We start from the raw sequence: 23109 nt of genomic DNA on the forward strand, positions 1-23109 counted from the left end.
CACGCGCCCACCCCCGCCGCCCCGTTGCACGTCCGGCACCGGGCCGTAATGCCCGAGTGGCTCACGCTCTACTACCGCGAGCCGCTGGAGCTCACCCACGGCGAGGGCCGTCACGTGTGGGACTCCGAGGGCCGCCGCTATCTCGACTTCTTCGGCGGCATCCTCACCACCATGACCGCCCACGCCCTCCCCGAGGTCACCAAGGCGGTCGCCGAGCAGGCGGGCCGCATCCTGCACACCTCCACGCTCTATCTCGACCGGCACATGGTGGAGCTGGCCGAGCGGATCGCCTCGCTCTCCGGGATCCCCGACGCACGGGTCTTCTTCACCACCTCCGGCACCGAGGCCAACGACGCGGCCCTGCTGCTCGCCACGACCCACCGCCGGTCCAACCAGATCCTGGCGATGCGGAACAGCTACCACGGCCGCTCCTTCTCGACGGTCGGCATCACCGGCAACACCTCCTGGTCACCCACCAGTCTCTCCCCCTTGCAGACCCTCTATCTGCACGGCGGCGTGCGCACCCGCGGGCCGTTCGCGGAGCTGTCCGACGCGGAATTCATCGCGGCCTGCGTCGCGGATCTGGAGGACATGCTCGGCCAGGCGCACGGCAATGTCGCCGCCCTGATCGCCGAACCGGTGCAGGGCGTCGGCGGGTTCACCGCACCGCCCGACGGGCTGTTCGCCGCGTTCCGCGAAGTCCTCGCGCGCCACGGCATCCTGTGGATCTCCGACGAGGTGCAGACCGGCTGGGGCCGCACCGGCGACCACTTCTGGGGCTGGCAGGCGCACGCGGCGAGCGGCCCGCCCGACATCCTCACCTTCGCCAAGGGCATCGGCAACGGCATGTCCGTCGGCGGGGTCGTCGCTCGCGCCGAGGTGATGAACTGCCTCTCCGCCAACTCCATCTCGACCTTCGGCGGCAGCCCCGTCACCATGGCCGCCGGCCTGGCCAACCTCACCTATCTGCTGGAGCACGACCTCCAGGGCAACGCCCGCCGCGTCGGCGGCCTCCTCATCGAGCGGCTGCGCGCGATCGCCGCCGGGCTCCCCGTCGTGCGGGAGGTGCGCGGCCGCGGCCTGATGGCCGGGGTCGAGCTAGTACGGCCCGACGGATCGCCCGCGCCGGAGGCCGCCGCCCTCGCCCTGGAGCACGCCCGCGAGCGCGGCCTGCTGATCGGCAAGGGCGGCCACGAGGGGAATGTGCTGCGCATCGCCCCGCCCCTCAGTCTCACCGTCGCCGAGGCGGAGGAAGGCGCCGCGCTCCTCGAAGAGGCCCTGCGCCAGGTGCAGGACGCACACCAGGAGGACAAGGAGGAGGGGCCATGACCAGAACGGCCATTCGCGGCGGGCTCGTCATCACCGCCGCCGAGGAGACCATGGCGGACGTCCTGGTCGAGGACGGCAGGATCGCCGCCCTCGCCACGCCCGACAGCGCCTTCGCCCAGGGCTGGACGGCGGACCGCACCCTGGACGCCACGGGGAAGTACGTCATCCCCGGCGGGGTGGACGCCCACACGCACTTCGAGCTCCCCTTCGGCGGCACCGCCTCCTCGGACACCTTCGAGACGGGCACCCGCGCCGCCGCGTGGGGCGGCACCACGACCGTCGTCGACTTCGCCGTCCAGCCACGCGGCGGGGCGCTGCGCGAAGGGCTCGACGCCTGGCACGCGAAGGCCGAGGGCACCTGTGCCGTCGACTACGCCTTCCACATGATCCTCTCCGATGTGAACGAGAGTTCGCTGAAGGAGATGGACCTCCTGGTGGGCGAGGGCGTCACGTCGTACAAGCTCTTCATGGCCTATCCAGGGGTGTTCTACAGCGACGACGGGCAGATCCTGCGGGCCATGCAGCGCGCCGCGGGCAACGGCGGGCTGATCATGATGCACGCCGAGAACGGCATCGCCATCGACGTTCTGGTGGAGCAGGCCCTCGCGGCGGGCCACACGGATCCGCGCTATCACGGCGAGGTCCGCCGGGCGCTGCTGGAGGCCGAGGCCACCCACCGCGCCATCCAGCTCGCCCGGGTGGCCGGCAGCCCTCTCTACGTCGTGCACGTCTCGGCGGAGGAGGCGCTCGCCGAGCTGGCGCAGGCGCGGGACAAGGGCCTGCCGGTCTTCGGCGAGACCTGCCCGCAATATCTCTTCCTCTCCACCGACAATCTCGCCGAACCGGGCTTCGAGGGCGCCAAGTACGTCTGCTCGACGCCCCTGCGGCCGCGCGAGCACCAGGAGGCGCTCTGGCGCGGGCTGCGCACGGACGATCTCCAGGTGGTCTCCACCGACCACTGCCCGTTCTGCTTCGCCGGCCAGAAGGAGCTGGGCCGCGGGGACTTCTCGAAGATCCCCAACGGTCTGCCCGGCGTGGAGAACCGCATGGACCTCCTGCACCAGGCCGTCGTCGACGGCCGCATCACCCGCCGCCGGTGGATCGAGATCGCCTGCGCCGCCCCCGCCAGGATGTTCGGCCTCGCCCCGCACAAGGGCACCATCACGCCCGGCGGTGACGCCGACCTCGTCATCTACGACCCGCACGCCCGGCAGACCCTCTCCGCCTCGACCCACCACATGAACGTCGACTACTCCGCCTACGAGGGCAAGCGGATCACCGGGCAGGTCGAGACCGTGCTGTCGCGCGGCGAGACCGTCATCGAACAGCGGCGGTTCACGGGGCGTGCCGGGCACGGCCGTTACGTACCGCGCAGCACTTGTCAGTACCTCGCGTAAGGAGCACACCGCCGTGGACTTCGGAATCGTCCTCCAGACCGACCCGCCCGCCTCCGCCGTGGTGGACCTGATGCGCCGTGCCGAGGGCGCCGGCTTCCGCTACGGCTGGACCTTCGACTCCGCCGTGCTGTGGCAGGAGCCCTTCGTCATCCTCAGCCGCGTCCTCGACCACACCGAGCGGCTGATCGTCGGGCCCATGGTCACCAACCCCTCCACCCGCACCCCCGAGGTCACGGCCTCCACCTTCGCCACGCTCAACGACATGTACGGCAACCGCACCGTGTGCGGCATCGGCCGCGGCGACTCCGCGATGCGGGTGGCCGGCCGCAAGCCCAACACCCTCGCCACCCTGAGCGAGGCGATGCGCGTCATCCGCGACCTCGCCGAGGGGCGCGAGGCGGATGTGGGCGGCACGCCGATGCGCCTCCCCTGGGTGCGGAACGGCAGCCTCCCGGTGTGGATGGGGGCGTACGGCCCCAAGGCGCTCGCCCTCGCCGGTCGGGAGGCCGACGGCTTCATCCTCCAGCTCGCCGACCCCTTCCTCACGGAGTGGATGGTCAAGGCCGTGCGGACCGCGGCCTCCGACGCCGGGCGCGATCCGGACTCCGTCACCATCTGTGTCGCCGCGCCCGCCTATGTGGGCGACGACCTGGACCACGCGCGCGAGCAGTGCCGCTGGTTCGGCGGCATGGTCGGCAACCACGTCGCCGACCTGGTCCAGCGGTACGGCGAGCACTCCGGTCTGGTGCCGGAGGCCCTCACCGACTACATCAAGCAGCGCCACGGCTACGACTACAGCCACCACGGCCGCGCGGGGAACCCCTCCACGGACTTCGTGCCCGACTCCATCGTCGACCGGTTCTGCCTGCTCGGCCCCGTCGAAGCGCACCGCGAGCGGCTGGCGGAGCTGCGGGCGCTGGGGGTGGACCAGTTCGCGGTCTACGCGATGCACGACGCGAAGGAGGCGACCATCGACGCCTACGGCCGGGAGATCATTCCCGCGCTGGCCGGCTCCTAGGGGGTGCGTCCAGGGGGGGCGTCCTCGACCGTCGGCCGGGGCTCCCCCGGCCCGGCGGTCAGCGGCTCCGCACACGGGCTGCGAGTAGCTCCGCACACGGGCTGCGGGTATTCGCATACGCGATGCGACGGGGCCGCGAGGGCCCCGCACCACGCCTTCACCTGCCCGTCCCCTGACCTTCGCCCTGCCGACCCTCGACCGGCGACTTCCCACACGCACACTGGCCACACCCGGCGCACATGCCTCGCGGTGCACGCGACGCCCGCCGCCGGGTCCCCGGTTCCCCCGCTGAAGGAGGCAAGGCCCCATGCCCGTACCCGTCTTCCTCCACGGACGCGCCGTGCGGCTGGAGCCGCTCGGTGAGCGGCACGTCGAGGCGCTGGCCGCCGCGGCGGCCGAGGACAGCGGTGGCTACGCCTTCACGCCCGTCCCCCACGGGGTGGAGGCCACGAAGCGCTATGTCGCCGAGGCCGTGGCGGCCCGGGTCGCGGGCCGGGCGCTGCCCTTCGCCGTGGTCCGGGCAGCCGACGGCCTGATCGTGGGCTCGACGCGGTTCTGCGAGCTGGACTACTGGCAGGGCCCGGTGCCCTGGCCGCCCGCCCCGCGCGAGCCCCTGGGCGACCCGCTCACCGCGATACCCGACGCGACGGAGATCGGCGGCACCTGGCTCTCCCCACGCGCCCAGGGCACCGGGATCAACACCGAGGCCAAGCTGCTCCTGCTGCGCCACGCCTTCGAGACGTGGGGCGTCCGGCGCGTGTCCCTGCGCGCCGACGCCCGCAACCTCCGCTCACGCGCGGCGATCGAACGCCTCGGCGCGACCCTCGAAGGCGTCCGCCGGGCCCACACCCGCGGCCTGGACGGCATGGTGCGGGGCACGGCGTTCTATTCGGTCCTCGACGAGGAGTGGCCCCACGTACGGGAGCGCCTCGAAGAGCGGGTGGCGGCGGCTCCAGGCCCGCGGCAACTGCGCCCGCTCATGTCGGCCTAGGGCGCTCCTTCCCTTTTACGGGACGCGCGCCGTCCACTCCTCCGAGCTGAACTTCGTCTCCGCCAGAGCGCGGGCGCGGGCCATCTCCTCGGGGGTGACCGCGCCCTCCGTCAGTCCGTAGCGGTCGCGGAAGGACGCGACCATCCGCTCGATGACGGCGGCCCGCGGCAGCCCCGTCTGGCGGCGCAGCGGGTCCACCCGCTTCTTCGCGCTCTTCGTCCCCTTGTCGGACAGCTTCTCCTTGCCGATCCGCAGCACGTCGAGCATCTTGTCGGCGTCGATGTCGTAGGCCATGGTCACGTGGTGCAGGACCGCGCCCTCCGCCCCGACCAGCCGCTTCTGGGCCGCGCCCGCGATCTTCCCGGAGTCGGTGGCGATGTCGTTGAGCGGCTGGTACCACGCCTTGACGCCCATGCCCTCCAGCGCGCCCAGCACCCAGTCGTCCAGATAGGCGTAGCTGTCGGCGAAGGACAGGCCCTGCACCAGGGCGTCGGGCACGCACAGGGAGTAGGTGATGGTGTTGCCCGGTTCGATGAACATCGCGCCGCCGCCCGAGATCCGGCGTACCACGGTCATGCCGTGGCGGGCCGCGCCCTCGGGGTCGACCTCGTTGCGCAAGGACTGGAAGCTGCCGATGACGACGGCGGGCGAGCCCCACTCCCACACCCGCAGCGTCGGCGGCCGGCGCCCGGCCGCGACCTCGGCGGTCAGCACCTCGTCCAGCGCCATGTGCAGCGCCGGGGACTGGGGGCCGTCGTGGATGAGCTGCCAGTCGTAGTCATGCCAGTCGGAGGCGTTCGCGAGCGCCCGTCGCACCGCGATGCCCACGGCCTCGGAGGTGAGGCCGAACATGACCGTGCCTTCGGGGAGGGCGGCGTCGATGCGGGCGGCGAGCTCCGGGGCGGGGGTGTCGGCCGGCGCGCCCTCCAGGGCGCGGTTGATGTCGAACAGCGCCTCGTCCGGTTCGAGGAAGAAGTCACCGGCCACCCGGACGTCGCGCAGGGCTCCGTCCTCGACGTCCACGTCCACGACGACGAGCTTCCCGCCCGGTACTTTGTATTCGCCGTGCACGGCGCGTCCTCCTGCTTGTTCTCTCGGGGCGCCCGGCCACCCGGCCGATCGCGGGATCAACCGTAACTCCACCGCCGGCGGGCCCCCGCCGGGCGTCGCGGCGCTATTGCGTGCCAGTTGAAGCATCTGTCTTCCTAGAGGTCATGTTCACCACGCGACCCACCCTCCAGGGCACCTTCGGCATGGTCTCCTCCACGCACTGGCTCGCCTCGCAGTCCGCGATGGCCGTGCTGGAGGGTGGGGGCAACGCCTTCGACGCGGCCGTGGCGGCGGGCTTCGTGCTCCAGGTCGTCGAGCCGCACATGAACGGGCCGGCCGGTGAGGTGCCCGCCCTCATCGCTCCCGCGGGCGGTGCCGTGCGGGTGCTCTGCGGTCAGGGGCCCGCGCCCGCGGGCGCGAGCATCGCGCACTACACCTCGCTGGGTCTGACGCTCGTGCCCGGCACCGGGCCCCTCGCGGCCGCGGTGCCGGGCGCGTTCGACGCCTGGCTGCTGCTGTTGCGCGACCACGGCACCAAGCCGCTCGCCGACGTCCTGTCGTACGCCATCGGGTACGCGGAGACCGGGCACGCACCCGTCGAGGCGGTCGGCCGGACCGTGCGGGCGGTGCGGGAGCTGTTCACCACCGAGTGGCAGGACTCCGCCGCGCTCTATCTGCCGGGCGGCCGGCCGCCCGTCCCCGGGCGGCTCTTCCGGAACCCCGCGCTCGCCGCCACCTGGCGCCGTCTCCTCGCCGAGGCCGACGCGGCGGGCGGCAGCCGGGAGCGGCGCATCGACGCCGCCCGCCACGCCTGGCGCGAGGGCTTCGTGGCCGAGGCGCTCGTGCGGGCCGCCGCCCGCCCCACCCTGGACTCCTCCGGTGAGCGGCACACCGCCCCGCTCACCGGCGACGACCTCGCCGGATTCCGGGCCGGTTACGAGGACCCGGTCACGTACGACTGGCATGGCTGGACCGTGTGCAAGGCCGGCCCCTGGTCCCAGGGACCGGTCCTCCTCCAGCAGCTCGCCCTGCTGGGCGAGCTCCCGGAGTACGGCACCGGCGACTACGTCCACACGCTCGTCGAGGGCGGCAAGCTCGCCATGGCCGACCGCGAGGCGTGGTATGGCGACGCCACCGGTGTCGTGCCCCTGCGCGAGCTCCTCTCGGACGGCTACAACTCCGCCCGCCGGTCCCTGATCGGCGAGACCGCGTCGTACGACCTGCGGCCGGGCAGCCCCGGGGGCCGTACGCCGCGTCTGCCCCGGCACGCGCTCACGGCCGCCGAGGTGCCGGAGGTGCCGCTGCTGTCGGGCGGGGGCGAGCCGACCCTCGCCTACGGCGCCGACCCGGCCGTCGGCCCCGACGGGGTGACGCGTGGCGACACCTGTCACCTCGACGTCGTCGACCGCTGGGGCAACATGATCTCCGCGACGCCCAGTGGCGGCTGGCTGCAGTCCAACCCCGTCGTCCCCGAGCTCGGGTTCCCCCTCGGCACCCGGCTCCAGATGACCTGGCTCGAGGCCGGGCTGCCCAATTCGCTCACCCCCGGGCGGCGTCCGCGTACGACGTTGACGCCGTCCCTGGCGCTGCGCGGCGGTGAGCCGGTGCTGGCCTTCGGCACACCCGGCGGGGACCAGCAGGACCAGTGGCAGCTGCACTTCCTCCTCGCGGCCACGCTGCGCCCCGCCGTGCGCGGCGGGCCCGACCTCCAGGGCGCGATCGACGCCCCCAACTGGCACCAGGAGTCGTTCCCCAGCTCCTTCCACCCGCGCGCGACGCGGCCCGGCTCGGTCACGGTGGAGGCCCGGATCGGGGAGCCGGTCGTCGAGGAGCTGCGGCGCCGGGGCCACGACGTGACGATCGCCACATCGTGGTCGGAGGGGCGGCTGTGCGCGGTGGCGCGCGACCCGGAGACGGGCGTGCTGTCGGCGGCCGCCAATCCACGGGGCATGCAGGGCTACGCGGTCGGCCGCTGACCACGAGTTCCCTTCACCTGGAAGACATTCTGTGGCCATGACCACGCCCCCGGATGTCGGTGGGGCGTGGTTCGATGGACGCATGATCGATGAATTTCTCGCAGGTGATCTGAACAACGTCGAGGAGGCGATCCGCAAGGCGGCCGCCGCCGAGATCATGCCGCGTTTCCGGCAGCTCGCCGCCGACGAGATCGTCGAGAAGAACGGGCCGCACGACCTGGTGACGGTCGCCGACCGGCTCGCCGAGGAGCATCTGACCGCCTCGCTCACCACCCTGCTGCCCGGCTCCGTCGTCGTCGGCGAGGAGGCCGTGCACGCCGATCCCGGCATCCTCACCGCGCTGCGCGGCACCGACCCGGTGTGGATCGTGGACCCGGTCGACGGCACCCGGCAGTTCGTCCACGGCGACCCCGGCTTCACCACGCTCGTCTGCCTGGCCCACCACGGCGAGCTGCTCGCCTCCTGGACGTACGCGCCCGCTCTGGAGCTGATGGCGACCGCCCGCCGCGGCGGCGGTGCGGCGCTCAACGGCACCCCGCTGCGCTCCGGCTCGCCCGAGCCGGGCAAGGTCCTCGAAGTCGCGACCTCGCACTACGACTTCACGAACGACGAGCAGAAGCGCGTCCTGGCCGCGCTGCGCACGGACGGCGTCGCACCGCGCCCCTGCGGCTCGGCCGGGCTCGAATACCTCAACGTGGCGCGGGGTCACATCGACGCGCTCGCCTTCTCCTGGGAGAACGCCTGGGACCACGCCGCCGGGCTGCTGCTGGTCGCCGAGGCGGGCGGCGCGAGCGGTACGGTCGCGGGCGAGCCGTTCCGGATAGCCGGCGGCAACGCCCTGCCGTTCGCCGCCGCGCGGGACGAGGTGACGCTCCGGCATATCCTGGGCCTGCTGGCGTCCGCCGGCTGATCCACGGGGACGAGGGGAGTTGCGTCCGGTGCCCACCATGCTCGACGCGGTCGTCGTAGGTGCCGGGCCCAATGGGCTCACCGCGGCGGCCGAGCTGGCCCGCCGGGGCCTGGCCGTGGAGGTGTTCGAGGCCGCGGAGGGGATCGGCGGCGGGGCGCGCACGGAGGAGCTCACGCTCCCCGGCTTCCGCCACGACCCCTGCTCGGCCGTGCACCCGCTGGCGGCGGGCTCGCCCGCCTTCACCAGGATGCCGCTGGGGCGGCACGGCCTGGAGTGGATCCACCCCGAGGTGCCGATGGCGCACCCCTTCCCCGACGGCAGCGCCGCCGTCCTGTCCCACAGCGTCGGGGAGACGGCACACTCGCTGGGGCCGCGCGACGCGGGCACGTACCGGCGGCTGGTCGCGCCCTTCCAGGGGCACTGGGACGCGGTGGCCGGTGACTTCCTGCGCACCGCCTGGCAGGGGCTGCCGCGCGACCCCGTGCTCTACGCGCGCTTCGCCCTGCTCGCCGCGCAGCCCGCGGCCCTGCTGACGCGCCGCTTCCACGACGCGAAGGCCCGCGCGATGTTCGCCGGGCTCGCGGCCCACGGCATCGCACCGCTCAGCGGCTTCGGCACCGGCGGCATGGCCCTGATCTTCGCGCTCGCCGCGCACGCGGGCGGCTGGCCGGTGCCGCGCGGCGGCTCGCAGTCGATCGCCGACGCCCTCGGCTCGTACGTACGGGAACAGGGCGGCGCCCTCCACACGGGCTTCGAGGTCAAGCGCCTCGACGACCTCCCGCCCGCCCGCGCCTATGTCTTCGACACCTCGCCCACGGCCCTCGCCCGCATCGCCGGGCTCGGTGACGCCTATCGCAACTTCCGCTACGGCCCCGCCGTCTTCAAGATCGACTACGCGCTGAGCGGTCCCGTGCCGTGGGCGTCGGAGGCAGCGCGCCGTGCGGGCACGGTCCATGTCGGCCCGACGTACGAGGAGATCGGCTCCGCCCTCGGCGCCGCGCTCCACGGCGCCGACCCCTCGGTCCCCTTCCTCATCACCGCGCAGCCCAGCATCATCGACCCCACCCGCGCCCCGGAGGGCAAGCACACCTTCTGGGTGTACGGACACGTGCCCAACGGCTGGCGGGGCGACGCGACCGAGGTGATTGAGCGTCAGATCGAGCGCTTCGCACCGGGCTTCCGCGACCTGGTGCTCGCCCGTGCGACGGCCGGACCGCCGGAGCTGGCCACCCGCAACGCGAACTATGTCGGCGGCGACATCGCCTCGGGTTCCGTGGCGGGGCTCCGCTTGGTGATCCGCCCCAAGCCGGCGCTCGTGCCGTACGCGACGGCCCGCCCGAACGTCTTCCTCTGCTCCTCGTCCACGCCGCCCGGGCCGGGGGTGCACGGCATGTGCGGGCACCACGCGGCGCGGGCGGTCTGGCGCCAGCTCGGGGGGCGCCGGGGGCGGGCCGCCGGCGCGGGTTACGCGGCGTAGTACCGCACGAGGTCGGCCAGGGCCTCCGCCCGCACGGCCTTCGCTTCCGTGCCCATCCGGCGGAACATCCGGACGATCACCTCGTCCTCGGGGTCGAGGATGCCGTAGAGCACGTGCTCGGGCGCGATGCGGCTGTCGCCCTGGGGCACGGGCACGTCGCCCGCGTCCTCCAACGCCCTCTTGCCGTTGAGCGTGAACGGCAGGTGCTGCTGCATCTGCCGTGCCCGCACCACGGCCGGGTCCTCCCGCGGCTCCGCCTTGCGGCGGCCGAAGAACGACCGCCGCTGCCTGGGCTCGGGGGCGGTGTCCCCGGGCAGCAGGATGCCGAACTGGCGCAGCATCGCCGCGTCCCCCGCGGCCAGGCCGGCACCGCCGCGCACCTCGGCGACGAGCGCCTCCCGGCAGGCGTCGGCGGCGATGCCGTAGCGGGTCAGCGCGGGCGGCACGCAGCCCTCGCGGAAGAGTCCGAGCAGCAGGTGTTCGCTGCCGATCCACGGGTGTTCCAGCTCCCGGGCGACCTCCTGGGCGCGTATGACCGCCATCCGCGCGTTCATCGTCATCCGCTCGAACATGCCTTGCCTATCTCCTGAAGTGCTCGCCGTGGGCCCGGCCGACGTCACGGACCCGCACGTCAACCTACCGTGACACGCGGGCGGGGCCGGGCCCGGCGGTCACCGGGGAGGGACGAGGGCGAAGTACCGGTCGAGCACGCCCCGGTCGCCCGTCACATCGAGCCGGTCGGCGGGGATCCGGCCCCAGAGGAACAGCATCAGGTCCGAGGCCGTACCGGCCAGTTCGACGTCGGCGCCCGGATCGGCGCCCTCCGTGAGGTGGATCGCGTCGCCGTCGAACCGGGCGGTCCAGTCGCCCGTGCCGTCCGTCCGCCGGAACCGGAAGCGTTCGCCCGCCCCCGCCTGGGCCGGTGCCCAGGCACGCCAGGCCGGTGCCGTCACCTCGAACATCTGGGCCACGGCGTCCGCCGCGAGCTCCTCGTCCACCGGCCGGGCCGTGCCCATCGCGTTCTCGGCGTCCCAGCGGTGCACGGCCGCTTCGATGGCCTGCGTCCGCGTCCAGAAGGCGACGCTCCCGTCGGGCGCCCACGACCACACGCTCTTCGCGGGACCGGCCTCCCGGAACGCCTCCTCCAGGTCACGGGCCCCGGCCGCGAACCAGTCGGCCATGTTCTCCGGCACCGGCCCGAGGTTCGGCGCCCGGTCCGGTTCCGGCCAGCCCGCATGGCCCGCCGGGAGCCGCAGGAACGGGAGGCCGAGGGAGAGGGAGAGCCCGGCCGGTGGCGCGCCGGCCCCCTCCCTGACCACACCGGTCACAAAGCGATGCACCGCTCCCAGATGCAGGGTCAGGTCGGCCACCGACCACGCGGGGCACGTCGGCACCGGCGCCGCGCTCGCCCCGGCGGCCCGCCGCACCACGGCCTCGAACGCCTGCGCCTCACGGCGGAACTGCGCGAGAGAGTCCATGGCGTCACCCTGCCACGCACCCTCAGTGCGCCGGAAGCCGTCCGGCCGGTCGCACCACCATCGCCGAGCCACCGCCGCGCCGCACCTTCTCCGCGGCGGCCACCCAGCGGCCGTCGGGCAGGCGTTGCACGCCGGTGGCCGCGCCGATCTCCGGGTTCTCCGTGAAGGCGTGGCCGATGGCTTCCAGCTTGCCGCGCAACGGGCTGTTCCACAGGGCCGGTTCGAGCTCGGTCTTCGTCGCGTTGCGCTGGCTGGCGCGGGGCGCGGCGATCGCGTCGACCAGGGACATGCCGCGATCGACGTGGTTGAGCAGGGTCTGGAGGGCGGTCGTGATGATCGTCGCGCCGCCGGGCGAGCCGAGCGCGAAGGCGGGCCGGCCGTGGTCGAGGACGATCGTCGGCGAGATGGAGGACCGCGGCCGCTTGCCCGGCCCCGGCAGGTTCGGGTCGTGGACGCCCGGGGTGACGGGCACGAAGGAGAAGTCGGTCAGTTCGTTGTTGAGCAGGAACCCGCGGCCGGGGACGGTGATGCCGCTGCCACCGGTCTGTTCGAGGGTGAGGGTGTACGCGACGACGTTGCCCCATTTGTCGGCCACGGTCAGGTGGCTGGTGTTGTCGCCCTCGTACGGGGTGGCCGCCGCCTTGCCGCGCGTGCCGCAGGGCACGGGGTGGCGGGGGTCGCCTGGTGCGAGCGGGCTGGTCAGGACGTGGTCGTCCGACATCAGGCAGGCGCGGGAGGCGGCGAACGCCTTCGAGGTGAGCGCCTTGGTGGGCACCTTCTCCTGCGTGGGGTCACCGACCCAGCGGTTGCGGTCGGCGAAGGCGATCCGGCTTGCCTCGATGTAGCGGTGCAGATAGGTCTGTTCGCTCAGCCGGGAGAGGTCGCCGCGCTCCAGGATGTTGAGGGCCTCCGCGACGGTCGTGCCGCCGGAGGAGGACGGGGCGATGCCGTACACGTCCAGGCCGCGGTAGCCCGTACGGGTGGGGGCCTGCTCCTTGGCCGTGTACGCGCGCAGGTCCCGCTCCGTCAGGTCGCCGGGGCGGGCGACGCGGCGGGACTTCGGGTCGACGGGGGGTTTGCGTACGGTCCGCACGAGGTCGCGGCCCAGGTCGCCGCGGTAGAGGGCGCCGGTGCCCTGCCGGCCCAACTGCTCGTACGTACGCGCCAGATCCGGGTTCCTCAGCGTGCTGCCGACCGCCGGGGGGCGGCCGCCGGGGAGGTAGAGCGCCGCCGTGGCCGGGAAGTCCTTGAACCGCGACTCGTTGTCCGCGGTCTGCTTGCGGAAGGTGGCGTCGACGGTGAAGCCGGTGCGCGCGATGCGTTCTGCGGGCCTGAGCACCTGGCCGAGCGAGCGGCTGCCCCACGAGCGCAGCGCGGTGTCCCAGGTGGCGGGCGTGCCGGGGGTGCCGACGCTGAGGCCGCTGGTGACGGCGTCGGCGAACGGGAGCGGCTTCCCCTTCTCCAGGAAGAGGTCCTTGCCCGCGCTGAGCGGTGCGCGCTCGCGGCCGTCGATGGTGGAGACGCGGCGGCTCTTCGCGTCGTAATAGACGAAGTAGCCGCCACCGCCTATGCCGGCGGAGTACGGCTCGGTGACACCGAGCGCCGCCGCGGTGGCCACCGCGGCGTCCACGGCGTTGCCGCCCTTGCGCAGCACCTCGATGCCGGCGGCGGAGGCGTCCGCGTCGACGCTGGCCACGGCGCCGCCGTAACCGGCGGCGACGGGGGTCTTGGCGGGGGTGGGTGCGGGTGCGGCGGCGGGCGCGGCGGCGGTGGCGGGTGTGGGGCCGAGGCCGGCGATCAGGCCGATCAGGCCGGCGGTGGTGGCGGTGGCGAGCTTGGGCAGGTGCCGACGGGGCGTTCTCGCGCGGACCATCCCTACCTCCTTGCGGGTCGCGGGGCCCGGAGCCTACCCGTGGCTCGCTGGGCGCGCCACGGGTATGGGCCTGTCGTGGGACGGCGTCTTCCTTCTGTTTCCGCCTGCGGCGGGACGCCCTTACGGGCGTGGCCTCAAACGCCGGCCGGGCTGTGGTGGTGGGTGCCGGTGCGGGTCCGTTGCGCCTGCGGCGGGCGGCCTCAAACGCCGGCCAGGCTGTGGTTGTGGGTGCCGGGGGTGGGGCCTCCGGGCTGAGGACCTGGAACGCGGTGCGGGCACCGTTCTGCGTTTTGGGTGCCGTGAAGTCGCACCGCGTTCCAGAACCCCACCCTCCGACCCCACCCCCTCCCACCGGAGGGCAAGTGCGGGTTGCGAGGTGCGCCGCGTCCTTCTTTTCGCCCGTGCGGGGCGCTCATTCCAGCCCGGGTGCGCCATGCTTTTGTCTTTCAGCCTGTTGGGGGCGCCTCCCAGCGGTAGCTGGGGGAGTTTGAGGACGCGCACGCTGGGGGCACCTCCCAGCGGTAGCTGGGGGAGCTCCCGCCGCAGGCGGCAACGGGCGTGCAGGTCCGGGGTCTGGGGCAGAGCCCCAGTTTTGGGGCGCGCGATTCAGCCCGTCCGGCGTTTGAGGACACCGCGCGAAGCGCGGTCAGGGGGTCTGGGGGCTTGCCCCCAGTTTCGGGAAGGGGCGGGGTAGGGGAACAAAGCGCCGCAGGCCCCCCACGCGGCGGAGCCGCCCATCAGGTGCAGCCGGGAAGGGGCGGGGTGGGGGAACAAGCCCGCCGCAGCGCGCCCACCCGCCCACAAGCCGGGAGCTGGGGCGCGTGCCCCAGTGGGGAAGGGGCGGGGCCAGGGCGCGAACCCGGCCCCGCCCCCGCACCGCTGGTCTCAGCGCGTGCCGCCCAGCGTCGTCTGCACCGCCGTCGCCATCGCCGCCTCACCCCTCGCGTTCGGGTGGAAAGGAGCCGCCGGACTCTCCGGCTGCACACCCTCGATCCAGCGATCCGCCACGGGGGCGCACGTGTCGTAACCGACCGTCGGCCCGTAGGTGTCGGCGTAGCGGACATGTGCCTTGTCCGCCTGCTGCTTCAGCATCGCGTTGAGGGCCTTCTCCGTGTCCCGGAGGTAAGGGACGTCGCCCGCCGCGATCGGCACAGCCGGGAAGCAGCCGATGCCGCTGTCCGGCATGATCGAGGGGTAGCCGACGAGCGCGACGCGGGCGCGCGGTGCGCGCTGGTGCACGGCCTGGAGGACGGCGGCTATCTTGCGCGAGGCGCCCGCGATCCGGGCCGTGAGCTGGTCGCTGCCGTCCGCGTCGGTGAACTGCTTCTTGCAGGGCGCGCCCGTGGGGTCGGTCTGGGACAGCTTGGCGCAGGTGCCGATGATGTCGCTGAAGCCGATGTCGTTGCCGCCGATACCGACGGTGACGAGTGTGGTGCGCTTGTCCAGGGCGTTGAGCTGCGCCGGGTTCGCACCCTGCGCGCGCCACATGTCGTCGGTCTTGGCCCCGCTGCAGCTGACGTCCTTGAAGGTCGCGACGTGCCGCTTCGCGGCGGTCAGCGCCGGGTAGTTGACGCTGGAGCGGAGGCAGTCGCCGCCGGACTGCTGGGGGATGCCGGGGCCGGAGGTGTAGGAGTCGCCGAGGGCGACGTAGCGCTCGCCGCCGCTGCCCGGCGTGGCCTCGGCGGCCGTCGCGGGGGTGGCGGCCGTGGCCGCCAGGGCCGCGGCCGCGCCGAACGCCGCCACTGCCTTGCCGTACTGCCCACCGCGTCTGTGTACCTGTGCCACCAGTGCCTCCGATGTCGTTCCACGGTCCGTTCGACCGTCAATGCGTCGCAAGACTCGCTTCGTGGTGACCGTCTGTCAATGTGGCTCGATGACGCCGTCGTGGCGCGGGAGCCGTAACGGGGCGGGCGAACCGGGCGATGACGGGCCATGTGATGACTCGCATAGCAGCATCCTGTGTGGCGGCCACGCTCGCCACGATCGCTCTGGTGACGGCACCCTCCGCGGTGGCCTACGAACCCGTCCAGGGACCCGACGTGTCCGTGGGACAGGCGGGCAACTACCCGACGAGACCCGGCGACCACGGCAATTTCTCGGTGTCGTGGAAGTCAGAGGGAACCCAGGACGTCACGGGGGTGACCCACCTCACCGTGGACCTCCCGCCCGGCGTGACGACCAGCGGCGCGCTGATGTATTCGACGCCTTACGACTACACCTTCACCGAGACTGTCTCGCCGGACGGCCGCCACCTGGACGCCACCTACGTCGGCACGATGGTGCCCGGCCGGAGCCATTTCATGAAGGTGCAGGTCACCGCGGGGACCGCCGCTCCGTCCGGGGTGATCAGGGCGACCGTCGCCAACGCCGAGGACGTCAACCCGCAGAACAACGTCTCCACATACGCCCTCGACGGCCCGTCCGAGCCCCCGGTGGCCGCCCCGGAGCCGGTGGTGAGCGGGGTCGACACGGTCACCGGCCCGGGGGCGGGCGGGACCACCGTGACGGTCACGGGCTTCGGCCTGGACTCCGGGGTGGTGCTGTTCGGGGACGACGCGGCGCGGACGTCGTGCACGAACACCACGTGCACGGCGGTCGCCCCGGGCGGCACGGGTGCCGTTCCCCTCGACGTCCTCACGCCGGGAGGGGCGGCCGAGGCCGGGCAGTTCACGTACACGGGCCCCGGGCCGGCGGCCCCGCCCGCGCCCGTCGTCCAGCACCTGTCCGTGCGGGGCGGGCCTGCGGCGGGCGGGACGGCGGTGGCCGTCCTCGGCACGGATCTGACCCACGGCACCGTGCGATTCGGAGGCCGGCCGGCCGAACACTCCTCCTGCGGGCGGGACTACTGCAGCGCGGTCTCCCCCGCCGGCACGGGCACGGTCGACGTGACCGTGGAGACGGCGGGCGGTACGAGCGCGGTGGGCGCGGCGGCGCGTTTCACGTACGCGGCGAACTGAGCGGGTAATTCGCACCGTGGACAGGCACCGGGCGGGCTTGATTTCGCGGAGGTGGTGCGTGAATTCAAGGCTACCCGTCCGGAATCCCCGGTGAATTGGCGATGTTGTCGCTGACATCGTCACCGCCGTTTCACCGAGGAGCCACTGTGCGACTGCATGTCATCCTTCCCGACGAATCAGCCACGATGCCCGCGGCGCGGCTCGTGGAACTCGCCCAGGAAGCGGAATCCCTGGGATTCGCCGGGGTGTGGCTCCCCGACCACGTGCTGCCGCCCGCGGCGTACGGCCCGGTCTACGGCGGTGTGTACGAGCCGCTGACGACGCTCGCCCATCTGGCAGCCGTCACCACCCGTGTCACTCTGGGCACTTCGGTGCTCGTCCTGCCGCTGCGGGAGCCCCTCGTGCTGGCCAAGCAGACGGCCACGCTGGCCCATCTGAGCGGTGGCCGGTTCGTGCTGGGTGTCGGGGCGGGCTGGGAGGCGTACGAGTTCGAGGCCGTCGGGGCGGACTTCGCCGCGCGCGGCGCCCGTACCACCGAGGCGCTGCGGATCGTGCGCCACCTGCACACGCGGGGCGGCGGGCCGTACGCGGACGACGTGCGCTCCTTCGACGGGCGCGCCGTCTTCCAGCCGGTGCCCGCCGCGCCCGTGCCGTTCCTGATCGGCGGGAACTCCGACGCGGCGCTGCGCCGGGCCGCGCGCGTCGGGGAGATGTGGCAGGGCGTCGGCCTGACGCCCGAGGAGTTCACCGCCCGCCGGGAGCGGCTGCGGGAGCTGGGCGGGGAGCACGTCTCGGCGGGGGCCCGGGACCACTGGAACGACGACGCGCGCCCGGCCGGGGAGGTGGCGCGGCGCGTGCGGGACTGGGACCGGGCCGGCGCCGAGGACCTGGGGCTGCACTTCGGGCCCGTCGAGGGCTTCGGGCGGCGCATGCGGACGCTGGCGGCCCGGGTGCCCGAGCTGCTTCCCGGCGGCTGACCGGCGCGGGTGCGGTGCCCGCGGCCGTGGCCGGTTCCCCGGGCAATGGCCGGATCCAATTCCCCGGCATTACCATCCTGTGATCAAGGCCATAGCCGTGGCTCCAGGCCCTTTTGATAGGTTTTCGAATACCGCTGCATTGCAGCCGAGTTCGAACCGGGGGGACGAACTGATGCCTTCTCAGCACGCCGTCGTCCCGGCGGCCGGAGCCGCGCACCGCTCCTGCTCCGCCCTTCTGTAGCCGCGTGGACGGCATCGCCGTCAGCACGCCGCGGGCGCGAGCCGTGAAACCGCGCGATCCCGCTCCTCTCCGCGCCGCATTCCCCGGAAAAGCCGATCCCACGCCACAAGCGTCACACGGGCACGCGAAACGACCGGCGCCACACCCGCCGGTCCGGCGCGCTCCGCTCCACCCCGCCCCCACGGAAGGAATTACGCACATCATGCATGGCTCCACGGCAGCAGACGCCCGGTCCAAGACCGAACTCACCATCGACGGACACACCCTGACGGTGAGTGATGTCGTCGCCGCCGCACGGGGGAAGGACGACGCGCCCCGCGTGACCCTCGCCGAGGACACGGTGCGCCGCATGCTCAAGTCGATCGAGCTGAAGGGGCAGGTCATCGAGGCCGGCATCCCGGTCTACGGGGTGACCTCGGGCTTCGGTGACAGCAACACCCGGCAGATATCGGGGAAGAAGGCGGAGGACCTCCAGAAGAACCTCATCCGCTTCCTGTCCTGCGGCATCGGCCCGGTCGCCGCCGAGGACGTCATCCGCGCCACGATGGTGATCCGCGCCAACTGCCTGGCCCGCGGCTACTCCGCGGTCCGCCCCGAGGTCGTCGAGCTGCTCCTCGAGTGCCTCAACCACGACATCCTGGCGCCCATCCCCGAGCGCGGCTCGGTCGGCGCGAGCGGTGACCTCGTCCCGCTCAGCTACATCGCGGCGCTCGTCACCGGCCAGGGCCGGGCCCTGCACGAGGGCGAGGAGAAGAGCTCGGCGGACGCCCTGGCGGCGGCCGGCCTCACCCCGGCGGTGCTGGAGGCCAAGGAGGGGCTGGCGCTCGTCAACGGCACGTCCTTCATGTCCGGGTTCGCGGCGCTGGCCCTCCACGACGCCACGGAGCTGGCCTTCGCGGCGGACCTGTCGACCGCGCTGACCTCCCAGGTGCTCCAGGGCAACCCCGGCCACTTCGTGCCGTTCGTCTTCGACCAGAAGCCGCACACGGGCACGCGGCGCAGCGCGCACACCATCCGTGAGCTGCTCGGCAACCCCGAGGACCGCGACCCGGGCGTCGCGCAGCGCGACGCGTCGCTGTCGGAGGCGGGCTTCCGCGAGCTGGAGGAGCCGATCCAGGACCGGTACTCCATCCGCTGCGCGCCGCATGTGAACGGCGTGCTCCGCGACACCCTGGACTGGGCCACGAACTGGGTGGACATCGAGATCAACTCCACCAACGACAACCCGCTGTTCGACATCGACGCCGGCGTCGTCCGCAACGGCGGCAACTTCTACGGCGGCCATGTCGGCCAGGCCATGGACTCGCTGAAGACCGCGGTCGCCAGCGTCGCCGACCTGCTCGACCGCCAGCTGGAGCTGGTCGTGGACGAGAAGTTCAACAACGGCCTGACGCCCAACCTGATCCCCGACTTCGACGCGGACAGCTGGGACGCGGGCATGCACCACGGCTTCAAGGGCATGCAGATCGCCGCCTCCGGGCTCACCGCCGAGGCGCTGAAGAACACCATGCCCGCGACCTCGTTCTCCCGCTCGACCGAGGCGCACAACCAGGACAAGGTCAGCATGGCGACCATCGCCGCGCGGGACGCCCGTACGGTCGTCGAGCTGGTCCGCCAGGTCGCCGCCATCCACCTGCTCGCCCTGGCCCAGGCCGCCGACCTGCGCGGCACCGAGGTGCTCAGCGGCCCGACCAGGGCGGCGTACGACCTGATCCGCTCGGTCTCCCCGGCGCTGGAGGGCGACCGTCCGCTGGAGGGCGACATCCAGCGGGTGGCCGCGCTCATCGGCTCCGGCGCCCTGCGTGCCGCGGCCGAGGCGGCCGTGACCGGCTGAGACGGCCCTCTTCAAGACGCCCCTTTAATTGGTCTCTCGGATTCCAATTAGCTAAAGTCGTACCGTGCGACTCACCAAGGGCACCGACATCGCGCTGCGCATCGCCATGCGTCTCGCGGTGACCGGAGACTCCGCCGGCGCGGAAGCGCCGACCACCCGCGAGGTGGCCGGCGCGGTCGGCGTGCCGTACACGCACGCCGCCAAGGTCGTCAGCAGGCTTCAGCACCTGGGGGTCGTCGAGGCCCGCCGGGGCCGGGGCGGCGGGCTCGCGCTCACCGCCGCCGGCCGCACGGCCTCGATCGGCCGCCTGGTGCGCGAGCTGGAGGGCGCGGGTGACGTCGTCGGCTGCGAGGACGACCCGCCGTGCCCGCTGCGCGCCGCGTGCAGACTGCGCGGCGCGCTGCGCGAGGCCCAGGAGGCGTTCTTCGCCGCCCTGGACCCGATCACCGTCGAGGAGCTGACCGCTCCCCCGACCGGCCCCCTCCTGCTGAGCCTGGGCACCCGCCCGGGCGAGTGACCCCCGGCCGCCCCCTCGCGGTCGCATCGCACCGTTAAATACGACTCTTGGATACCAATTCAAATCGAGCGTCAAGGAGCCCCGATGCTGTCCCCCAGGTCGACCGAGATCGTCCGCGCCACCCTCCCCGCCGTCGGCGGCGCCATCGGCGAGATCACCCCGCTCTTCTACGACAAGCTCTTCGCCGACCGACCGGAACTGCTGCGCGACCTGTTCAACCGGGGCAACCAGGCCAACGACACCCAGCGCCAGGCGCTCGCGGGCGCCATCGCCGCCTTCGCCACCGCGCTGGTCGAGCACCCGGAGACCCGGCCCGACGCGATGCTCTCGCGCATAGCCCACAAGCACGCCTCGCTCGGGATCACGCGGGATCAGTACCCGCTGGTGCACAAGCACCTCTTCGCCGCGATCGTCGACGTGCTGGGCGACGCGATCACCCCCGCGGTCGCCGCCGCCTGGGACGAGGTCTACTGGCTGATGGCCAACGCCCTCATCGCCATCGAGGCCCGCCTCTACGCCGAGGCCGGCACGCCGGACGGCGACACCCGCGTCCCCTGCGTCATCACCGGCCGGATCCAGGAGACGGCCGAGGTCATCACGTTCCTCGTCCGGCCACTGGACGGGCGTCCGCTGCCCGTGTCCCGCCCGGGGCAGTACGTCTCGGTCCAGGTGGAACTCCCCGACGGCGCCCGGCAGATCCGTCAGTACAGCCTCTCCGGCCACCCCGACGACGCGCTCCAGTTCTCCGTCAAGCGGGTGGCGGGCGACCCGGACGGCGAGGTCTCGCAGCACCTCCACGACCGGCTCGGCGTGGGCGACACGCTGCTGGTCAGCGCCCCGTTCGGGGATGTCGCCCTGGAGGACGGCGACGGGCCCGTCCTGCTCGCGTCCGCGGGCATCGGCTGCACCCCGATGATCGGGATGCTCTCCCACCTGGCGGCCACCGGCAGCACCCGCCGGGTGATCGCCGTCCACGCCGACCGCAGCGAGTCGACGCACGCCTTCCGCACCGACCTCCGCCAGCTGACGGCCAAGCTCCCGGACGCGGTCGCGCACGTCTGGTACGAGGAGCCGGAGGCCGGCCACCCCGCCGACCGGACGGGCCGTGCCGACCTCTCGCTCGTCGACATCCCCGCGGGCACCACGGCCTACCTCTGCGGACCGCCGCCCTTCCTGCGCTCGGCCCGGACCCAGCTCCTGGCGGCGGGTGTGGCGGCGGCCGACATCCACTACGAGGTCTTCGGCCCGGACCTGTGGCTGGGCGAGGGCGCCTGACGGCCCATCGGCGGAGCGCGGCCGGCGGCACCCCGGGGCGGATCGTTACCCACGCGTAACTCACGTGACTATTACCCCTGGTAAGTGATCGAGGTTACCGTCGGGTCACTTCGCTTCGGAGTGCCGCACCCCCCGCACCGCAAGCGCGGCACCGACCCCAGGAGTGTGACCGTGCGACACCCTCGCAAGGCCCTGCGCGCCACAGCCGTCGGCGCCGCCTCCGCCGCGCTGCTGGCCGGCACCGCCCTCGGCTCCGCCCCCGCGGCCCAGGCCGTCCCGCACCGCCCGGCCGCGGTGGCCGACGCCGCCGCGTCCGTGCGGTTCACCGACCTCCCCGGCTCCGGCGGCATCACCCTGAAGGGCAACGTCTTCACCCCCGGGGACACCGGCGGCGGCCGCCGCTACCCCCTGATCGTGCTGCCCACCAGCTGGGCCATGCCCCAGCTCGAATACCTCGCCCAGGCCAAGCAGCTCGCCGAGTCCGGCTATGTCGTGGTCAGTTACACCGCCCGCGGCTTCTGGCTCTCCGGCGGGAAGATCGAGACCGCGGGGCCGCAGGACATCGCCGACGCCTCCTCGGTCATCGACTGGGCCCTCGCCCACGCGCCCGCCGACCCCGGGAAGATCGGCATGGGCGGGGTCTCCTACGGAGCGGGCATCAGCCTGATGACCGCGGCCTTCGACAAGCGCGTCAAGGCGGTCACCGCGCTGAGCGGCTGGGCCGACCTCATCGAATCGATCTACGGCAGCCACACCCAGCACAAGCAGGCCGCCGAGCTCCTCGGCGGCCTCGGCGGCCTCACCGGCAGACCGGGCGACGAACTCCAGCGGATCCTCAAGGAGTTCCTCGGCAACGACCTCTCCAAGGAGAAGGAGATGCTGGCCTGGGGTGCACAGCGCTCCCCCGCCGCGTACGTCGACCGCATCAACGCCCAGGGCACCGCCGTCATGCTGGGCAACGCCTGGGGCGACTCGCTCTTCACCCCGGACCAGTACGCCAAGTTCTACGAGCGGCTGACCGGGCCCAAGCGCCTGGAGTTCCGCCCCGGCGACCACGCCACCGCCGAGGCCACCGGGCTGCTCGGCCTGCCCAACGACACCTGGACCCACGCCCACCGCTGGTTCGACCGCTATCTGAAGGGCGACGCCAACGGCATCGACCGCGAGGCGCCCGTCCAGATCTCCTCCCGCACCGGCGGCGGCTACGAGTCGTACGCGAACTGGCCGGACGTCGAGCGGAACCGGCGCACGGTGGCGATGGACGGCGCGCGGACGATCCGCACCGGTGTCGACTCGGGCGCCAACGGCGGCACGGTCATCCTCTCCAACGCGCTCGACCAGTTCCTGAAGATCCCGCCCATGGTGTCCGTGCCGCTGCTGCCCCGGACGTACGCGGCCGTGTGGCAGACCGGTCCGTACGGCTCCGGGCAGCGGATCCGGGGCAGTGTGCGGGTGAACACGACGGTGACGAGCGACAAGGAGACGGGGACGGCCGTCGCCTATCTCTACGACGTGGGGCCGCTGGGCGTGGGCAAGTTGATCAGCCACGCGCCGTATACGTTCCGGGACCAGGTGCCGGGGCAGGGCTTCGGGGTGGATCTCCCGCTCTACGCCACGGCGTACGACGTACCCGCCGGGCACCGGCTGGCGCTGGTCGTGGACTCGGTGGACCCGCTCTACCTCTCGCACAACCCGGCGGGGGCACAGCTGTCCTTCACCGCACCGACCCTGTCGGTGCCGGTGCGCGACTAGGCGGTCCTGCCGAAGTCCCGTGCGGGAGTACCGCACGGGACCCGGCCCGTCGGGCGG

Annotated in this window: 18 protein-coding genes; 13 read left to right on the forward strand and 5 right to left on the reverse strand. The window is 73.0% G+C overall.

What is annotated here, in order from left to right:
• Positions 1-48: 48 nt before the first annotated feature.
• The 4 genes from ACFY1P_RS10220 to ACFY1P_RS10235 all read left to right on the forward strand — a co-directional run bounded on the left by ACFY1P_RS10220 (position 49) and on the right by ACFY1P_RS10235 (position 4735).
• Entirely contained in the window at positions 49-1329 is a 1281-nt protein-coding gene (locus ACFY1P_RS10220; protein ID WP_361527725.1) for an aspartate aminotransferase family protein, read from the forward strand.
• Positions 1326-2726 carry a dihydropyrimidinase gene (gene hydA / locus ACFY1P_RS10225; RefSeq protein WP_361527723.1) on the forward strand — a complete coding sequence of 467 codons (1401 nt, stop codon included), beginning with the start codon at positions 1326-1328 and terminating at the stop codon, positions 2724-2726. Before ACFY1P_RS10220 ends, hydA begins: the two co-directional genes overlap by 4 nt.
• A 13-nt stretch (positions 2727-2739) precedes the next feature.
• The gene (locus ACFY1P_RS10230; RefSeq protein WP_361527721.1) at positions 2740-3744 is read left to right on the forward strand and encodes a TIGR03842 family LLM class F420-dependent oxidoreductase; all 1005 of its coding nucleotides are present in this window, start codon (positions 2740-2742) and stop codon (positions 3742-3744) included.
• Positions 3745-4051: 307 nt separating this feature from the next.
• Positions 4052-4735 (forward strand): GNAT family protein, encoded by a 684-nt coding sequence (locus tag ACFY1P_RS10235; protein WP_361527719.1) that lies wholly within the window; start codon positions 4052-4054, stop codon positions 4733-4735.
• A gap of 15 nt (positions 4736-4750) precedes the next feature.
• Here the strand turns inward: ACFY1P_RS10235 and ACFY1P_RS10240 are convergent, their stop codons facing one another.
• Positions 4751-5806 carry a biotin/lipoate A/B protein ligase family protein gene (locus ACFY1P_RS10240; protein ID WP_361527717.1) on the reverse strand — a complete coding sequence of 352 codons (1056 nt, stop codon included), beginning with the start codon at positions 5804-5806 and terminating at the stop codon, positions 4751-4753.
• Between the two features lie 143 nt (positions 5807-5949).
• Here ACFY1P_RS10240 and ACFY1P_RS10245 point away from each other — a divergent pair, with 143 nt between their 5' ends.
• From ACFY1P_RS10245 to ACFY1P_RS10255, 3 genes are all read left to right on the forward strand, one after another.
• A complete protein-coding gene (locus tag ACFY1P_RS10245; RefSeq protein WP_390750378.1) occupies positions 5950-7761 on the forward strand; it encodes a gamma-glutamyltransferase family protein in 1812 nt (603 codons plus the stop codon).
• A gap of 82 nt (positions 7762-7843) precedes the next feature.
• Entirely contained in the window at positions 7844-8671 is an 828-nt protein-coding gene (locus ACFY1P_RS10250) for an inositol monophosphatase family protein (RefSeq protein ID WP_361527713.1), read from the forward strand.
• 28 nt (positions 8672-8699) lie between these two features.
• Complete coding sequence (locus ACFY1P_RS10255; RefSeq protein WP_361527711.1) at positions 8700-10148, forward strand: NAD(P)/FAD-dependent oxidoreductase; 1449 nt, start codon at positions 8700-8702, stop codon at positions 10146-10148.
• Here ACFY1P_RS10255 and ACFY1P_RS10260 read toward each other — a convergent pair.
• The 4 genes from ACFY1P_RS10260 to ACFY1P_RS10275 form a co-directional block, all read right to left on the reverse strand.
• The gene (locus ACFY1P_RS10260; RefSeq protein WP_361527709.1) at positions 10136-10720 is read right to left on the reverse strand and encodes a Clp protease N-terminal domain-containing protein; all 585 of its coding nucleotides are present in this window, start codon (positions 10718-10720) and stop codon (positions 10136-10138) included. The genes ACFY1P_RS10255 and ACFY1P_RS10260 overlap by 13 nt on opposite strands.
• A 99-nt stretch (positions 10721-10819) precedes the next feature.
• Positions 10820-11626, reverse strand: a complete 807-nt coding sequence (locus ACFY1P_RS10265; protein ID WP_361527707.1) for a maleylpyruvate isomerase family mycothiol-dependent enzyme — start codon at positions 11624-11626, stop codon at positions 10820-10822.
• Positions 11627-11648: 22 nt separating this feature from the next.
• The gene (gene ggt / locus ACFY1P_RS10270; protein WP_390750379.1) at positions 11649-13499 is read right to left on the reverse strand and encodes a gamma-glutamyltransferase; all 1851 of its coding nucleotides are present in this window, start codon (positions 13497-13499) and stop codon (positions 11649-11651) included.
• An 885-nt stretch (positions 13500-14384) separates the two neighbouring features.
• On the reverse strand, positions 14385-15284 hold the full coding sequence (locus tag ACFY1P_RS10275; protein ID WP_390750380.1) for an SGNH/GDSL hydrolase family protein: 900 nt from the start codon (positions 15282-15284) through the stop codon (positions 14385-14387).
• 152 nt (positions 15285-15436) lie between these two features.
• On the opposite strand from ACFY1P_RS10275, the gene ACFY1P_RS10280 reads away from it, so the two are divergent.
• The 6 genes from ACFY1P_RS10280 to ACFY1P_RS10305 all read left to right on the forward strand — a co-directional run bounded on the left by ACFY1P_RS10280 (position 15437) and on the right by ACFY1P_RS10305 (position 23052).
• Positions 15437-16456, forward strand: coding sequence for an IPT/TIG domain-containing protein (locus ACFY1P_RS10280; RefSeq protein WP_390750381.1), 1020 nt, complete (start codon positions 15437-15439; stop codon positions 16454-16456).
• 146 nt (positions 16457-16602) lie between these two features.
• The gene (locus tag ACFY1P_RS10285; protein WP_361534753.1) at positions 16603-17433 is read left to right on the forward strand and encodes a TIGR03619 family F420-dependent LLM class oxidoreductase; all 831 of its coding nucleotides are present in this window, start codon (positions 16603-16605) and stop codon (positions 17431-17433) included.
• Between the two features lie 443 nt (positions 17434-17876).
• Positions 17877-19508, forward strand: a complete 1632-nt coding sequence (gene hutH / locus ACFY1P_RS10290; RefSeq protein WP_390750382.1) for a histidine ammonia-lyase — start codon at positions 17877-17879, stop codon at positions 19506-19508.
• A 64-nt stretch (positions 19509-19572) separates the two neighbouring features.
• Entirely contained in the window at positions 19573-20025 is a 453-nt protein-coding gene (locus ACFY1P_RS10295; RefSeq protein ID WP_390750383.1) for an RrF2 family transcriptional regulator, read from the forward strand.
• A gap of 84 nt (positions 20026-20109) precedes the next feature.
• Positions 20110-21300, forward strand: a complete 1191-nt coding sequence (locus tag ACFY1P_RS10300) for a globin domain-containing protein (protein WP_390750384.1) — start codon at positions 20110-20112, stop codon at positions 21298-21300.
• Positions 21301-21471: 171 nt separating this feature from the next.
• The gene (locus ACFY1P_RS10305; protein WP_361525987.1) at positions 21472-23052 is read left to right on the forward strand and encodes a CocE/NonD family hydrolase; all 1581 of its coding nucleotides are present in this window, start codon (positions 21472-21474) and stop codon (positions 23050-23052) included.
• The last annotated feature ends 57 nt before the right edge of the window (positions 23053-23109 follow it).

Origin of the sequence: Streptomyces sp. NPDC001407, assembly GCF_042895325.1 — a bacterium.
In the GTDB taxonomy this organism is placed as follows: domain Bacteria; phylum Actinomycetota; class Actinomycetes; order Streptomycetales; family Streptomycetaceae; genus Streptomyces.

Coding starts and splice junctions, on each gene's coding strand:
- ACFY1P_RS10220 (WP_361527725.1), top strand. CDS start 49: ATGCCCGAGTGGCTCACGCTCTACTACCGCGAGCCGCTGGAGCTCACC.
- hydA (WP_361527723.1), top strand. CDS start 1,326: ATGACCAGAACGGCCATTCGCGGCGGGCTCGTCATCACCGCCGCCGAG.
- ACFY1P_RS10235 (WP_361527719.1), top strand. CDS start 4,052: ATGCCCGTACCCGTCTTCCTCCACGGACGCGCCGTGCGGCTGGAGCCG.
- ACFY1P_RS10245 (WP_390750378.1), top strand. CDS start 5,950: ATGTTCACCACGCGACCCACCCTCCAGGGCACCTTCGGCATGGTCTCC.
- ACFY1P_RS10250 (WP_361527713.1), top strand. CDS start 7,844: ATGATCGATGAATTTCTCGCAGGTGATCTGAACAACGTCGAGGAGGCG.
- ACFY1P_RS10260 (WP_361527709.1), bottom strand. CDS start 10,720: ATGTTCGAGCGGATGACGATGAACGCGCGGATGGCGGTCATACGCGCC.
- ACFY1P_RS10265 (WP_361527707.1), bottom strand. CDS start 11,626: ATGGACTCTCTCGCGCAGTTCCGCCGTGAGGCGCAGGCGTTCGAGGCC.
- ggt (WP_390750379.1), bottom strand. CDS start 13,499: ATGGTCCGCGCGAGAACGCCCCGTCGGCACCTGCCCAAGCTCGCCACC.
- ACFY1P_RS10280 (WP_390750381.1), top strand. CDS start 15,437: ATGACTCGCATAGCAGCATCCTGTGTGGCGGCCACGCTCGCCACGATC.
- hutH (WP_390750382.1), top strand. CDS start 17,877: ATGCATGGCTCCACGGCAGCAGACGCCCGGTCCAAGACCGAACTCACC.
- ACFY1P_RS10300 (WP_390750384.1), top strand. CDS start 20,110: ATGCTGTCCCCCAGGTCGACCGAGATCGTCCGCGCCACCCTCCCCGCC.